This window comes from Nostoc sp. (assembly GCF_036919895.1).
In the GTDB taxonomy this organism is placed as follows: domain Bacteria; phylum Cyanobacteriota; class Cyanobacteriia; order Cyanobacteriales; family Nostocaceae; genus Nostoc.
The window spans coordinates 78,282-93,809 of the sequence record NZ_JBALBW010000095.1 but is presented as its reverse complement, the minus strand read 5'-3'; the positions used below and the strand labels follow the sequence as shown (position 1 = coordinate 93,809).

13 protein-coding genes are annotated in these 15,528 nt (G+C 40.9%); 4 read left to right on the top strand and 9 right to left on the bottom strand.

The window, feature by feature from the left end:
- The coding region (locus V7K55_RS19540) for a choice-of-anchor D domain-containing protein (RefSeq protein ID WP_334834249.1) at window positions 1–1,468 on the top strand (1,468 nt) is incomplete at its 5' end.
- Between the two features lie 266 nt (window positions 1,469–1,734).
- Here V7K55_RS19540 and V7K55_RS19535 read toward each other — a convergent pair.
- Window positions 1,735–2,169: a hypothetical protein gene (locus V7K55_RS19535; protein WP_334834248.1), complete on the bottom strand. Its 435-nt coding sequence runs from the start codon at window positions 2,167–2,169 to the stop codon at window positions 1,735–1,737.
- A 119-nt stretch (window positions 2,170–2,288) separates the two neighbouring features.
- Here V7K55_RS19535 and V7K55_RS19530 point away from each other — a divergent pair, with 119 nt between their 5' ends.
- On the top strand, window positions 2,289–4,139 hold the full coding sequence (locus V7K55_RS19530) for a S8 family peptidase (RefSeq protein WP_334834247.1): 1,851 nt from the start codon (window positions 2,289–2,291) through the stop codon (window positions 4,137–4,139).
- 108 nt (window positions 4,140–4,247) lie between these two features.
- Window positions 4,248–4,481, top strand: coding sequence for a hypothetical protein (locus tag V7K55_RS19525; RefSeq protein ID WP_094327274.1), 234 nt, complete (start codon window positions 4,248–4,250; stop codon window positions 4,479–4,481).
- On the opposite strand, the gene V7K55_RS19520 is transcribed toward V7K55_RS19525, so the two are convergent.
- On the bottom strand, window positions 4,468–4,791 hold the full coding sequence (locus V7K55_RS19520; RefSeq protein ID WP_094327275.1) for a thioredoxin family protein: 324 nt from the start codon (window positions 4,789–4,791) through the stop codon (window positions 4,468–4,470). The genes V7K55_RS19525 and V7K55_RS19520 overlap by 14 nt on opposite strands.
- Before the next feature lie 515 nt (window positions 4,792–5,306).
- On the opposite strand from V7K55_RS19520, the gene V7K55_RS19515 reads away from it, so the two are divergent.
- Entirely contained in the window at window positions 5,307–5,591 is a 285-nt protein-coding gene (locus V7K55_RS19515; RefSeq protein ID WP_334834245.1) for a DUF427 domain-containing protein, read from the top strand.
- A 218-nt stretch (window positions 5,592–5,809) separates the two neighbouring features.
- On the opposite strand, the gene V7K55_RS19510 is transcribed toward V7K55_RS19515, so the two are convergent.
- The 7 genes from V7K55_RS19510 to V7K55_RS19480 form a co-directional block, all read right to left on the bottom strand.
- On the bottom strand, window positions 5,810–6,622 hold the full coding sequence (locus V7K55_RS19510) for a PEP-CTERM sorting domain-containing protein (RefSeq protein ID WP_334834243.1): 813 nt from the start codon (window positions 6,620–6,622) through the stop codon (window positions 5,810–5,812).
- Window positions 6,623–6,910: 288 nt separating this feature from the next.
- A complete protein-coding gene (locus V7K55_RS19505) occupies window positions 6,911–7,102 on the bottom strand; it encodes a hypothetical protein (RefSeq protein ID WP_334834242.1) in 192 nt (63 codons plus the stop codon).
- A 210-nt stretch (window positions 7,103–7,312) separates the two neighbouring features.
- Window positions 7,313–10,357, bottom strand: coding sequence for a hybrid sensor histidine kinase/response regulator (locus V7K55_RS19500; protein WP_334834241.1), 3,045 nt, complete (start codon window positions 10,355–10,357; stop codon window positions 7,313–7,315).
- A gap of 132 nt (window positions 10,358–10,489) precedes the next feature.
- Window positions 10,490–13,318 carry a methyl-accepting chemotaxis protein gene (locus V7K55_RS19495; protein WP_334834239.1) on the bottom strand — a complete coding sequence of 943 codons (2,829 nt, stop codon included), beginning with the start codon at window positions 13,316–13,318 and terminating at the stop codon, window positions 10,490–10,492.
- A 56-nt stretch (window positions 13,319–13,374) separates the two neighbouring features.
- Window positions 13,375–13,872 carry a chemotaxis protein CheW gene (locus V7K55_RS19490; protein WP_094327284.1) on the bottom strand — a complete coding sequence of 166 codons (498 nt, stop codon included), beginning with the start codon at window positions 13,870–13,872 and terminating at the stop codon, window positions 13,375–13,377.
- A gap of 4 nt (window positions 13,873–13,876) precedes the next feature.
- A complete protein-coding gene (locus tag V7K55_RS19485; RefSeq protein ID WP_334834237.1) occupies window positions 13,877–14,254 on the bottom strand; it encodes a response regulator transcription factor in 378 nt (125 codons plus the stop codon).
- A 66-nt stretch (window positions 14,255–14,320) separates the two neighbouring features.
- Complete coding sequence (locus V7K55_RS19480) at window positions 14,321–15,388, bottom strand: response regulator (RefSeq protein ID WP_094327286.1); 1,068 nt, start codon at window positions 15,386–15,388, stop codon at window positions 14,321–14,323.
- Window positions 15,389–15,528 lie beyond the last annotated feature (140 nt).

Below are 15,528 nucleotides of genomic sequence, written 5' to 3'. Positions count from 1 at the left end.
GAAACTTCCCGACGGATTTAGTTTGGTAGGAACTCTTCCGACGAGTGTGGCTGCTAATGCTTCTACAGCCATCACAGTGGCACTCAATACCACTAAACCTGGTACTTATAGTGGCAGCTTTACTTTAAACAACAATGATAGTAATGAAAGCCCCTTTGACTTTGCGATTAGTGGCATAGTTAAACCCGTTCCGGCTCCTGAAATTCAAGTTCTCAATGGCACAGTTGACATTGTAGATGGTAGTACTACTGCAATTAACTTTGGCGATGTCATTGCCGGTAACACCTTGACCAAAACCTTTACCATCAAGAACACCGGTACAGCTGCACTCAACCTGAGTAATCTGAAACTTCCCGACGGATTTAGTTTGGTAGGAACTCTTCCGACGAGTGTGGCTGCTAATGCTTCTACAGCCATCACAGTGGCACTCAATACCACTACACCTGGTACTTATAGTGGCAGCTTTACTTTAAACAACAATGATAGTAATGAAAGCCCCTTTGACTTTGCGATTAGTGGCATAGTTAAACCCAAAACTAAAGTTATCAATGGCACAGCCGGCAATGACACCTTTATTACCAAGCTAAATAATGGCAATGACATCATCACGGACTTTGGTGGTGTAGGTACTAGCTCAAACCCTTCGGCTGCGGTGATTGCCAAAGTAGACACCTTGCAATTTATTGGGGCTGGCTTAACTGCGAGAAATCTGCAATTAACTCAAAATGGCAACAATTTAGAAGTCACCTTTGAAGATGTGGCTAATACCAAAGTCACTCTGCAAAACTTTAACTTAGAAAATCTAGATAACTTAGTCGCATCAACAACAAGACCCGCCATCGGTAATATCCAATTTGACGGAGAAGCCAGTGTTACCAAAAGCTTTGATGTGATTAATGCCAACTCCACTCAACCGTATATTTCCACCGCAAACGCTGTCACGTTCCTCAATGACTTGAACAATAACATCAGCGGTTTTTACAATTCCAACGATGTGATTAATGGTCAAGGGGGTAATGATACCATCAATGGCAGTGGTGGTGACGACCTACTGCGAGGCGGTGCTGGCAACGATCTTCTCATTGGTGGACAAGGCAATGATACTCTTGTGGGTGGTATAGGTGCTGACTCTTTCCTCTACGACACCAATGGTGCCTTCAATAGCGTTTTTGTCGGTATTGATACGATCGCTGACTTCAATCACTCTCAAGGTGACAAGATTATCCTTGATAAGACCACTTTTAATGCCATTAATTCCGTTGTGGGAACCGGTTTTAGTAACGCTAGCGATTTTCAAATCACTAGTTTAGGGGCAGTTAGTAATGCTGTGATTGTTTACGACCCGATGACTGGGCAACTACTATACAATCAAAATGGTAGTGCTGCTGGTTTAGGCACTGGCGGTCAATTTGCAAAACTTACTGGTGCGCCCACTCTTACTGCCTCCGACTTCATCGTTCAAGCATAGTTGGGTTGGTTCAACTGAGTCGAAGTGTAATCCAAACATCAATCGACTTTTAAGACAGTTTTCAATTAAATAGATTCGTATAGGGGTTGCAATATATTTGTGCCCCTATAATTTTGTAATTTAATAGCAAAATCTTTACTTCTTATAAGTACCCCTACAGAATTAATTACATATTGATTCTTTACCAGACAAGAATTTCAGCCCAGTTTTTGTGTAATTAATTCTGTACGACTACTTATCATCTGGAATTTGTAGTTTAAATATAACTACTGCTGTGGTTCTGAGTGCAAGTCTTGTAATAATTCCTGCAAAAACTTACCCCATTGCGCCGCCAAAGGAATTTCTGTAAATGGAATGCGTATTGAGTTAGTAGATTCGGAAAATATAAATTCTAATTCTATGGAACGACCTTTATCAGGTGCGTTTTCCATGTTTACTGATTTATCATCTACTAAAAGATGGATTTGTTTGACATCAAGCAAAGAGAATGTTTCTAGTCTAATAGGCCCTTTAGGCGTTGGTTTTCCCCAAGTTATATCTTTGCTTTTTTGACCTAATACTGAATAAATATCATACTTAGCCCGTTCAAATTGCTCTGCCCAAGTGCGATAGGCTTCAACTTTTTGATACTCCTTCGAGCCTTGCCAAGCCAACCAGAAAAACATTACTAACAGGGGCAACCACAAAAGACCACGTTCCATCGTTTAAAAAATCCTGAGTCGTGAGCGAAACTTGTAACTAAAAGTGCAAAATCCACCAACAAGGGATGCAGATAAGTTATGGTAGTGAGCAAACTGGCAAAAAGCGGTGATGAGTTAATATGAGAAAACTTATATTATTGTGCTTGTTTGTCATTGGGCTGGGATCTGCCATGTTTGGTTTCCTGAATTTTCAGGGACTGGCAGCTAAAGGAGAGTTTGAGACGATTTTGCTTGATTTTCGGGAAGATATTCCATCAATAGTGGTGGAACAGGATTTGCAAGCGATCGCCAAACAATACAACGTTACACCCCAATTAGACAACAAGTTTTCCAAAAAAGATAATGTGTATATTGTCAAAGGCGATCGCCAGCGACTCCAAGAACTGAAAAAATCTCAATTTGCCCAAGCTACAGAATTCATTGAACCAAATTATATTTACAGGAAGATTCCACAACCCGGCAAAGCTGCTTGGCTTGGAGAATTTCTGACACCCCAAGAAGATGATGAAGCAAGTCCTTCATTAACTGGCCCCAATGACCAATATTACAACAAGCAGTGGAACTTGCACAAAATCGGTATTGAAGGCGCATGGAGTCAAACCAAAGGCAGTGGCATCACAGTTGCGGTAATTGACACCGGGATTACTAAGGTGCGCGATTTATATGAGACAAAATTCGTCAAAGGCTATGATTTTGTTAACGACCGAGAAGAAGCCACAGACGATAATGGTCATGGTACTCATGTTGCCGGAACTATTGCCCAAGCCACAAATAACAAATATGGTGTAGCTGGAATTGCTTATGAAGCCAGTCTGATGCCGTTAAAGGTACTCAGTTCTTATGGTGGGGGCACAGTTGCCGATATTGCCGAAGCGATTAAATTTGCTGCTGATAAAGGCGCAGATGTAATTAATATGAGCTTGGGTGGTGGCGGTGAAAGCAAGTTGATGAAAGAAGCGATCGAGTATGCCCATAGAAAAGGTGTAGTTATTATTGCCGCAGCCGGGAATGAAAACACCAATGGGGCAAGTTATCCAGCCCGCTATCCTTATGTAATCGGCGTTTCGGCAATTGGCCCAGATGGCGAAAGAGCGCCCTATTCTAACTTTGGTGCTGGGGTAGATATCTCGGCTCCTGGTGGTAGTGAAGCTGGTAAGATTCTCCAAGAAACTATTGATGAAAAGGGCGAAGGGGTCTTTCTAGGCTTCCAGGGTACAAGCATGGCTTCTCCCCACGTTGCTGGTGTTGCAGCATTAATCAAAGCTGCTGGCATCAAAGAACCAGATGAAGTTTTAAAAGTCCTCAAGCAGTCAGCACGAGTGATTCAGGATGATGGTTTGAACTATTATGGTGCTGGACAACTCAATGCAGAAGCAGCAGTCAAACTAGCCTTTGCGGGGCAAATCAGTTTTCCAGATTTCTTCCGGTGGTTACGGGATAGCGGCTATCTTAACCCTGGCTTTTGGATTGATGGTGGTGCAGTGGCACTGTTACCCAAGATTTTAATGGTAGTTGGTTCCTATCTGCTGGCTTGGTTTTTACGGGTTTACTTCCCCTTCACTTGGAGTTGGTCTTTATCCAGTGGACTAATTGCCGGCAGTTCTGGGTTATTCTTCCTCAAGGGAATCTATATTTTTGATCTTCCCCAATGGCCTTTCCGAGTTTTGGGCAGTTCAATTCCCGAACTAGGTAATACCCTCCAAGGAACTGATGCGTTGAATCCCCTATTTGCTAGCGTACTGATTCCCATTGTGTTAATGGCATTGCTGTTGGGACATCCTAGTTGGAAATGGTTTGCTGTTGGTTCAACATTAGGTGTAGCAGCGTGCTTAACAGTAAGTGCGTTTTTCGATCCAGCCGTTTGGGGTTTGGGAGGTGGTAACATAGCACGCCTATTCCTCATCGCCAATGCCCTAATCTGTTATGGACTTGTTCGTTTAGCATTGAAAAACGAAGAAAAGATAGCATAAATGGGGAATGGGGAATTGGGAAGAATTCTTAATAACTCCTAACTCCCCCACTCAGCAGGGGCTAAACGCCCCGCTACCGCTAACAGTACTCACAAATCAGCACTATTTATGAGCATTACACTTACAGGTACAATCCAACGCCGTGATATTGGCACAGGCGCATGGGCATTAGTCACAGAAGAGGGCGTTACTTACGAAATCCTCAGAGGGGCTGACAAAGACTTACTCAAAGAAGCACAAAAAGCAAAAGTTAAGGGACAGGTGCGTGAAGATATCATGACAACTGCCATGATTGGCCCTGTCCTAGAGGTTAAATCTTTTGAGGTAATTAGTTCTGATTAGCTGTGGAATTCAGAACCTCTTGAAGACGGCTTCTAAATTCCCCTTTGGGATGACCCCCTTTTACTTCACCCACAATCTGAAATTCCCCTTCTGGAGAATTGCAGATGATGTAAGTAGGCCATCCCATTTCTGATTTGTCGGGATACTGAGTCAATAAAATCTTGCGATACTTGCGGTAAGCAGTCGTATCCTGCATTTTCACATCAATAAATTCTAAACCCAGTTCTTCAGCCACTTTTTTGTCATAAAAGGACATTTTGTGGCAAATGCCGCACTCTTCTGAAGAGAACTTAATTACAGCTAAACTCATGGGTTGGTAACTCTTTGGTTTCAGGCAAAGTTTTTTAGCATAATGCCATGAAATACTATCATATAGCTGGTCGTTAGTGTCAACTTAAGCCTGAAACCCTGATGTAATAGATTTATTTTTATCTCACTTTGGGAGGCAACAGCCTCTATAACCGCAACGAGAGTCAGGAAATTTCTTTAACGGGTGAACTAATTTCTAGTTACCCTCATTGAGGAAAAATGGTGTTGACAGCAACGCAGATATTGCTTATGCGATAGTAGTCACCGCCTTAAAGGGGGATGTAGGCTGCGATCGCTTATGCGAGAAAATCTCCATACTAGAAGCAAATACTTTTTATTTTAATTTGATGAACAAAAGTGATGCCAGTATTAATTAGCATTGCACAGTTTTCTATAAACCTTATTGATTATTGATTTGAGCTTGGATGGACTCTGATGTAAGTTAGCCGTTCAGGAGGATAAAGTAAGCCGATCGTGTCAAAATGTTAAGTGTATAGTTTATTTACAAAGTCATTTATGCCGAAAGCAATTTGGAATGGCGCAGTTTTAGCCGAAAGCGATCGCACCGTAGTTGTGGAAAACAACCATTATTTCCCTGTTGACTCTATTAAAAAGGAGTACTTCACAGACAGTAGTACCCACAGTACTTGTCCTTGGAAAGGTGTCGCTAGCTACTACAGTATTGAAGTTGATGGACAAATCAACAAAGATGCTGCTTGGTACTATCCCAGCGCCAAGGAGAAGGCTAAGAATATTGAGGGTTATGTGGCATTCTGGAAGGGTGTAAAAGTTGAGGCTTAATAAAGGTTGCTGAAAGTATTTTATTTTCAGGAAATTGATTCAGAATTTACAGCAATTATCGAACTAAATTTTGTGGAGGTTGGCTTGTGTCAACCTCTACAGTCTTTAACTATTTGCTAAGTATCTAGCAAGAATTTTGAGATGTGACTTACTGAAGCGATCGCAGTTTTTCAATTACAGATTCAGAAGTATACCCTGATAGTCATTTATGGGAAATCTCATTCAGAGTCTTTGCTAATAAATACTTGCTTTCTCTTCACTAACCAAGCCAGACTACCAGCAAGTATAACACCAGCGATCGCACTTGGTTCCGGTACTTTTGCCAGTAAAATAACGTCACTGGCTGTAACAATTATATTGCCTCCTGCTCCTGAATTATTGCCGCCACCGTTGATTTGCCCAGAATTGTCAACGGTAATGCCGCCTCCTTTTACTGAAATATTGCCGCCAAAGTTGATTTGCCCAGAAGTGCCGCCGTTAGTTGGAGCCGTTACATTAGTATCATTATTGACAATCACTTCCCTAGCACTGATCTGCACAATATTACCGTTGATAGTGCTATTGACAAACGTTAATTTACCAGTACTGTTATCTATTTTCACATCGTCACTGCTAATAGTACTATTGATAAACGTTAGGTTACTAGAATTGTAACCATTGATATTACCAGCGATCGCTAGCCCAGAAAGTGTAACATCGGCGGCGGTAATGTCAAAGACGGGGAATTGATTGTTGGCACTGATAGTAAGTAAATTAGCACCTGGGCCATTAATAGTTAGGTTTTTAGCGATCGCAACTGCCCCACTCGTTAGGGTAATTGTACTGGGATTACTACCCAATAGGAACTGTACTACGTCATTGCTAGTTGCAATGTTGATAGTGTCTCGCAACGAGCCAACGCCACTGTCATCAAGATTGTTAACCGTCAAGGTAGCAGCTTGTGCTGATTTCACTTGCATTATTACCCAGCCCAAAGCAACGGCTGTGGAAATAGCTTGAGCGACAGCCTTTTTTCTATTGTTTTTTGTCACCTAAAACTCCTAGTATTAATTTGTCAAAGAATAAAAAAAATATTTGTACAATTACATAGATACATCATAATGTTTAAATTTAATTTGCAAAGCGGGTTTTAATAATTAACAGATTCAAAATGTAATTGAATAATTTTCAAAAGGCTGTTAAATATTGCCCGTATCGCTAGAAATGCTTCAATATGCAGCGAATAGCGATCGCCTATTCATAGCTTTGACTTGAATCAAAGGTGGTTCACTCTGCATCAATACCTTCCCACATTTGAGATAGAGGTATAGTATTTCCGCTCATCGCATCGTAACAACCTTTCGTGAATCTGAATTGTGCTGGTAATTGTATAGGACTTGTATATATAAATTTTGCTTAAGCTGTGGTATCGCAATTTGATTGCCTGTGCCAATTTTCCCTAAATTTGATGCTGTCTCCCACCGGATGGAGTGATACGCAGTAGCAACAGCCGCCAATGTTACAGTTACCATAAATTCACTATAAATGGAATTAAATAATACAAATAGTATTACGCAAAAGCTGGGCAATTATTACTGATATAACCCACTTTTTTAACCCGCGCAGGCGGGTTTTGTCTGTGTAGCCGTGATTTCTAATCGCCAAGGCACTATAAAACAAACGGTGCGTTAGCCTTTGGCGTAACGCACCCTATAAAATATATGAAATCTAATTATGAATTATCAATTAGAAGCTGCCTTTTCTGCCACATTACGAATTATCTCCTCCAGCGTTTGGAGTAATTCTTGCTCGTTATAAGGTTTAGAAAAGTAAGCCCGTGCCCCCAATTGCATAGCCAGTTGCCGATGTTTATTGCTGCTACGAGAAGTCAGCATCGCAACTGGAATATTTTTTGTATCAACGTCAGAATTTACCTTACCTAAAAAGCCATAACCATCTAGGCGAGGCATTTCAATATCACAAATTACCGCCTCAACTCTCAATCCATTATGGAGTTTTTCTAAAGCATCTTGACCATCTTTAGCTTGCTCTACTTGATAACCTCCCTTTTCCAGAGTCAGAGCTAAAAAGCGGCGAACATTAATTGAGTCATCTACAATTAAGATTGTGCCTTTCTGCTTCACAGATGCTGCTGATATTTTATTTTCATCAAATATCAAGAACGGTGTTTTTAACCTTGCTGATGGTAATTGAATACCTTTAGGAGTTCGGCGATTTGTAGCAATCCAATACAGCAATTCATTAACATTAACTAGTGGCACTACTCGACCATCACCGAGAATTGTGCAGTTGCTGAAGCCTTCCGGTAAAGGTATATTTCCCTCAACTTGGCGAATCGCAACTTCTTGTTCACCCCAGCAACGGTCTATTTGGATTGCTACTGGCTGATTATTCCCTTTAACTACTAACACGCTGTTAGCATTAATTGCTGCTGGAGTGTCTAATTCTGAGGTATCGTAGCGGAGGCAATTAAACTCTAAATAAGGAGTCAAGCGAATCAGTGGCAGCATTGTTCCTTGCCAATTTAGAACTTCGCTACCTGCCATTTGGAAAATTCGCTCGTTTTGGAGTAAGAATATTTCTGAAATGACATCTGTAGGAAATGCCAATAACATTTTGTTGATTTCTACCAGCAGAACTCGGGCAACGGAAAGTGTAAATGGTACTGATAGGGTGAAGGTAGTCCCAACTCCTGGTTCCGTATCAACTTTCACATCTCCTCGAATCAGTTTGAGGTTGTTACGAACTACATCCATACCAACACCGCGACCAGATAATGCTGTAACTTGCTCGGAGGTGGTAAAACCTGGTTCAAAAATTAGTGATAATAGTTCTTCATCACTTGCATTAGCTAGTAATGAAGCATCTAATCCCATAGCGAGGGCGCGGGTGCGAATTTTCTCCAAAGAAATGCCCCAACCATCATCTCGGATGGTAATCAGGGTACGATTACTGCGGTGACTAGCTGTAATTTCAATCAATCCTTGTTCTGGTTTTCCCAAAAGGCGGCGAGTGCCAGAATCTTCGATACCATGATCGAAAGCATTCCTTAAGAGATGCATTAAAGGTTCGTTTAATGTTTCTAAAATGCTGCGTTCAATTAAAGTGTTGCCGCCTTCAATTTTTAACTGGACATTTTTCCCATACTCTACATTTAGATCACGCAAGGCTCTAGGAAAACGTTCGGTTAAATCGGACAGTGGCCGCATTCTGATGTGATTTAACTTTGTCTGTAACTGTTTCGATGTTTTGTTAATTTTACGAGCAATTTGGTCTGTATCATCTACACTGAGTTGCACATCAGTTGTAACTTCCTGTACCTGAACAATGGTTTCCATAACTTCCTGCGATCGCAGGTTTAAATCGTTATAACGATCCATTTCTAAAGCATCAAATTCCCCCTCTGTGCCTTGTGTTTGGTGGTCATTTTCAGCTTGCACCCCCACAGATGTAGAAGCTTGAGTGGAAATCTTGTCGTAGGCTATACGTAAATCCTGGTTTTCTCGGTCGAGAACTTGTACTCGCTGGTTCAGGTTACGCACAAGTTTGCGTAATCTTTCTAGTTGCGAGTTTAAGCCATTTCGTTGAACAATCAGTTCGCCAAATAAATCATTAATTTGCTCTAGTTGTTTGCTGGGAACTCGGACGCTATTTTCATGAACTTCCCGATCTTTAACAACGCCATTTGACTCTCCTTTACCTTCGCTAAATTTTGCATCTGGAGAATTATTTTCTCTAGCAAATATGGGATTTTGTTCTGTAACATTGATAGCATTAACATCATCGGCAAACTCTGCATCTACAAATGTAAAATTAGCAGCGATACCTGCACTAGGCTGCACCAACGCTTCATCATTAGTCCAATTTTCTCTAATATTTTCTGGTTGCCAAACAGATGTGGGCACTACTTCTGTATTGGCGATATCTGTGTCTGCGGGGGGAAGTTGTGGTGTTACTTCTGCTGGTGGTAATAGTAGCTGTGATTGCGTATAACTACCAAAATCAAGTTCTGTAGGTAAGTTATCTAGTTGATTTATCAGCACCAAAGCTTGCGATCGCCGCCATGCTTGTAATGCTAACTGAGCAATTTCGGGAATGCGATCGCTACTAACTGTTTCTAATTGCTGCGTTACTGACTCACAAAGCTTGCTAAAGGCTACTAATTGAAGCATTTCACCCAAACCGCCCAACTCCGCCGCCATAATCACAATTTCTTCATGCAATCCAGGCTGTTCGCTAGCCAATACAGATTCTAGACGCTGCAAACACTCTTCTACTTCTGTTGCAAATAGCAAGGGGATAACATCTTGCCCATCCTCCGGGGATAACATGGACGAGGCATCCTCTGGGTTAGGGTCGCCTAAGCGATCGTGCAACTCATCAAAAACTGGATAACAAAAGGTTGCTAACCAGGCATCTTCAACCACATTTCCTTCTGCAAGCAATTCGACAATCTGCCGCAGCCAATCAACTCCAGATAGCAATAAACTTTGCAATTGGGTGTCAATTTCTAGAGAATTTTTTTTAGTTTTTAAAACTTTAAAGGAATCTTCCAAACGGTGAGATAAATGACTTAGCGATTTAAATCCCATCATCCCCGCGCCACCTTTAATAGAATGAGCGGCTCGGAGTGCAGCATTGATTTTATCTAAATCGATGCGGTTACTAGTATCGATTTCTAGCAACACACCTTCTAACGTATTTAAGTAATCAGTTGCTTCTTCCAGAAACTGCATCTGGATTTCTAATTCTTTGTCTTGTAACATGGTTTTTGTCCTTAGTTATTGGTCATTAGTCATTAGTTATTAGTCATTAGTAAAAAGACAACAGACAAATAACAAAAGTCATTCATCATTGGTCACTAGCAAAGGACAAATGACAAATGACAAATGACAAACTTAACTAACTTTGAAAGCCTCAACAGTCTCTTGTAACTGCTGAGAAATTTCCACAGTTTGTTGCAGAGATTGGGAAACTTGACGAGAAGAATCGCTGGTGCGTTGTGATATAGCAGCGATATCTTTCATCAATTGGCTAACACTTTGCGATGTTTCAACCTGAGATGCAGTTGCAGTGGAAATCGACTGCACTAAGGAGTCAATTTGAACTGAGACATCCAAAATTTCACTCAGACTTTGTTTAGCCTCCTCCACAATGCGAGTCCCTTCCACTACTTGAGTAGTGCCTATTTCCATCGCTAGCACCACTTCACTGGTTTCTCGTTGGATATTTTCAACAATTTGTTCAATTTCTTGGGTTGCTGCGGCACTCCTGACTGCTAGTTCGCCGACTTCTTCCGCAACTACGGCAAAACCTTGACCTTCTTCACCCGCACGCGCTGCTTCAATGCCGGCGTTAATGGCTAGTAAGTTAGTTTGAATGGCGATTTGGTTAATCAAGGACACCACACGCGAAATTTGTTGTGAAGACTCTCCCAAACGTTTCACTTTCTTAGCAGTTTCACCCACAGTTTCCCGTAAAGACAGGATATTTTGGACTGTTAAATCCATTGCGTGTCCACTCTTGGTAGCGGTGTGCGCCGCATGATTGGCAACGAAAGCAGCTTTTTCGGCACTTTCGGCTACCGCTTTCATGGATTGGGTCATTTGGTCAACAGCATCGAGGGTGCGGTTGATTTCGGCAGCTTGGGTAAGTGCTTCTTCTGCCAAGTGGCGGATGGCTCCTTCGTTAGAGCCAATGGCAGTATTAACATGGGTGGCAGCTTGTTGAACTTGGGTAACAATATCCCGGAGGCTTTCGATAATGGAGTTGAAAAAATCGGCAACAGTACCTATTTCCCCAGCCGTCACATCTGCACGCACTGTTAAATCGCCTCTGGCTGCACCTTCTACATCGTTGAGCAGTTCTAAAAGTTGCTGTTGCAGTGTTTCTTTTTGATGCCGTTCATCGTCAGAATCGGCGACTCCAACATTCCTAACTTGTTCTATCTCTTCTAATAACTTGGCTTGTTCTAAGGCGTAACCGACTTGAGTTGCTATCTGTTGAAACAAGTCAATTTCCGGCTGTTGCCAAACACGAGGAGTTTCGCAATGGTGAGCAATTAATAAGCCTAAAAGTTGCTCCTGGACAAGAATTGGTACGACCAAATTACCTTTGACAGCAAAATTTTCTAAAAATTGAATGTAACCGTTGGCATTTTTCAGACTTTGGTCTTGATGAATGTTGGCAACTGCTTGCACTTGTCCATCATGAGAAGTTTCTAGATAACGTTCCCGAAAATAAGGATCGTCGATTTTCACTCCGAGCATTTCTGGCCAATTACCAGTTACCGATTCCGCAACAACAGTACCATCCCGATTGTCTGGATTCAGACTATAAATGATTACTCGGTCTGTTTTTAGCACTTGCTGAACTTCTTTCACTGCTGCGTGATAAATATCTTCAGTTTTGAGACTTTTCCGAATTCGGAGGGTAATATCTGCTAGTAATTTTGCTCCTTCAACGTTTACTTCTTGTTCCTTAACTAAGACTTGCAATTGTTCAGCCATGTGGTTGATGTTTGCACTCAATAACCCTAATTCGTCTTCACTTTCGATTTCCACACGGGTATTAAATTTACCTTGACCAAGTTTTGCTAATGCCGCAGTTGCAGTGAGAATTGGCAGTGTAGTCAGTTTAGCTAACCGAGATGCGATCGCACCCACAATCAATGCTGTCAGTGCTGTACCGATGGCTATAGTCCACAACAATTGTCTTTGTGGCTCAAATACAATTGCTGTATCTGTAGATAAAAGTACTTGCCAGTTTAAATCTGGTAAGCCATCTAGCTTACTAGCTGGTACGTAGCTGACTAATTCTGGTTTTTTGTCAGTTTTGGAAACATCTATAAAACTATCTACCTTGTTTGCTGCCAGCAGTTTAGGTAAATTAAAATACTCTGCCTTTGCCTCTTTCCCCAATAATTCCTTTTGGGGACTCAAGAAAACTGTTCCTGAAGCATCAAGCAAATAGTATTGTTGTCCATTGGCTACGTAGTTCTTGATCACTTCCTCTAAAGATTTTACGGGCATCCGCGCTCTGACTACACCAATGGTTTTGCCTGTCCTTGTCTCTTTCACAGGTGCAGCTATATAAATATTCACTACACCAGTGTTTTTTGCTGCTTCCGGTTTACTGATGACAGGAGTATCTTTTTGTAAAGCGTCTTGAAAGTAGGTGAGGTCTTTTTGATTATCTAAAGGTTCGCCTGTGGATTGGACAATCAAGTTACCTTGACGATCAAAAACAGCAACGCTGTCATAAGCTTTGTAGGCTTCGACAACTCGATCTAGGACTGCTTGCTTTTGCTGAGTGGTGATATTTACACTAGCTTGGGGACTTGTCAAAAAAAGCAAACTTGATATTACCTGAATATCTCCGTAGCGTCCCAACATAAAACGGTTAACTTTATCGCTTAAACCAGTGGCTTCAGCTTGTTGAGACTGGGTAATTTGCTTAGTAATGGACTTGTTGGCAAAAGTAAAAGCGATCGCACCAATGCCCAATACTGGTATTGTACTGATTGCGATCGCTAAAATAGTCGCCTTCTTAGCCAATCCGAGTTTTGTAAAAAAGGCAAAAGCTTGATTTAGCGAAGAATTATTAGCCGTTTCACTACTATTCTTAGTTGGCAATTTGATGGCACTACCACTTATTTTTTGGGATGAAATCAGTGATGCTCGATTTTGAGCGCTACTACCTTGATTTCCGTTGGTTTTATTAAACATAAAAATAGTTCTCCTAACTATGTGAATAAGAACACTAAAATTTTTAGTACTACACCCTACTCACTGCGGAGAATAGAAGATTGCCCAATTGCCTGTGCATCTAATACCAGCAATATTTCTTCTTGTTGGACAACACAGCCACATAAATAAGGAACTAAACTGGATGCCACTTGTCCTATAGGTGATTGAATATCATCAGGAATGAACTTAGTGGTACCTTTTATTTCTTGCACAACTAACCCTAGCACCAATGATTCCACTTGAATAACGATCGCACTGTACTGCCGCAGTCGATAATCAAGAGATTCTAAATTGAGCATTCTTGGCAAATCAACTACCCAAATTATCCGACTCCGCCAATTCATTAATCCTAATATGCAGGTGGGCATATTAGGCATTGGGGTTACAGATTCAATAGGCACAAGAATTGCTTCTTGCGTATGTTTCATTGATAAAACCGCAGCAGTCTGTTGATTTAGCTGAAACTTTAGATAACCGTCTGCTAAATTATTTTGAGTTGGTTTTAAAGGAAGTGTAATGTTTGTACTAGTCATTGATTCAAATTACCACTGATTTAATTGTACGTAGCAGATGTTCGCGAGTATAAGGTTTAGTTATGTAGGCATCTGCACCTTGTCTCATCGCCCATAAACGGTCAATTTCTTGATTTTTGGAACTACAAATCACAATCGGCACTTTAGCAGTAATCGGATTTCTTCTCAAAGAACGACACAACTCAAATCCGCTCATTTCTGGCATTACTACATCAGTAACGATCGCATCTGGTTTTTCCAACACAGCTTTTTCTAAACCCTCTTTTGCACCACTTGCTTTAATTACGTTGTAACCACTCTCTTTGAGATAATGGCTCATTAATTCCAATTCACTGGGAGAATCTTCTACAATCAGAATTGTGCCAATTAAAGTCAGACTCACTATTAAATCTCCTAACAAATAACTTAAGGCGATTAAATTTGGTTATAGTTATTGGTTGTTACTAAATTAACCAAGATGTTTAAAAACCATTTTTAGCAATTCTGATTGTGTAAAAGGCTTAGTCAAATATCCTGACGATCTGACCATTTTTGCCTTTGCCCTGTCGATAAATCCTGTTCTACCAGTCACCATAATTATCGGTGTATGTTTAAAAGCTGAATGTTTTCGTAATAAGGAACATAGCTCATAACCATCTAAACTTGGCATCTCAACATCTAGCAAAATCAGATCGGGCTTACTCCGAAGAATTTGCATTAAAGCCTTCACTGGATCGTTGATAGTTACAACTGAAAATGTGTTTTCATCCAAAAAGTGTTTGATGGAATTCAAAACTGTTTGGCTATCATCGATGCAGGCAATTGTATATAGTTTTTTGCCAACAGTTGGCTGAGTAGTTTTATTATTTTCAGGAATATCAAAATTGATTGGTATCGGCAACTTTTGCCCAAGTTTTATTTGTAGTTGTGGCTGAACTTGAGACGGTTGTATTTTAGACAAAACTTGGGAACTCCCACCAGCCGGAATTGATGACTGGATATTTTGCCGATTTCGTAATTGCTTTTGACAGTATTCAACAAGTAACCGCAAATCCAGGCGACAGAACTTTGGTAGTTCATCCAAAGAGCTTTCCGGGCTGAATTCATAGCTACCTTCTTTTAAGCATAAAAATGATTCCAGTACTTCTTTTGCTAATTCATCTATCAGGCTTGCTGCTTGTACAGAAGTAATATAGTCCTGATTTACTAACCAACAAATAGCTTGGTAATCCGCATTGGGTATTGATTGATGTTCATTCTTTGTCTCAAACATCAGCCGCATCTGCACGCGAGTGGCGCTGTTGAGAGCGGGGATTTGCTGGCTTAAGCGTCGCAAGTGGCTGTCAAGCCGCTCAAACAGTTTATCTGAATAGGAGGCATAAGTAAGTTTACCGTCCTCTAGATAAATTGACCAAGAAACTATTCCAGTAAATATGCTTAAGCACCCTGTAGCACGCCGACTGGTTAATTGTGCCAACAGAGATAGCGGATGTAGTTTCTGGAACAACCTGTAGCTACCTATAGGAGTTGTGCTCATTTTGCTTTTACTTCAGCTAAATTCGATCCGTGTAAACTAAATTCGTATAGAGTTATTCCACAACTAAAATCAAGTAAAAATCATCAAACTTTTGTATTTTAAAGTACATCAGTTTATGTTTAGGGTTTGCGGTGAAACTC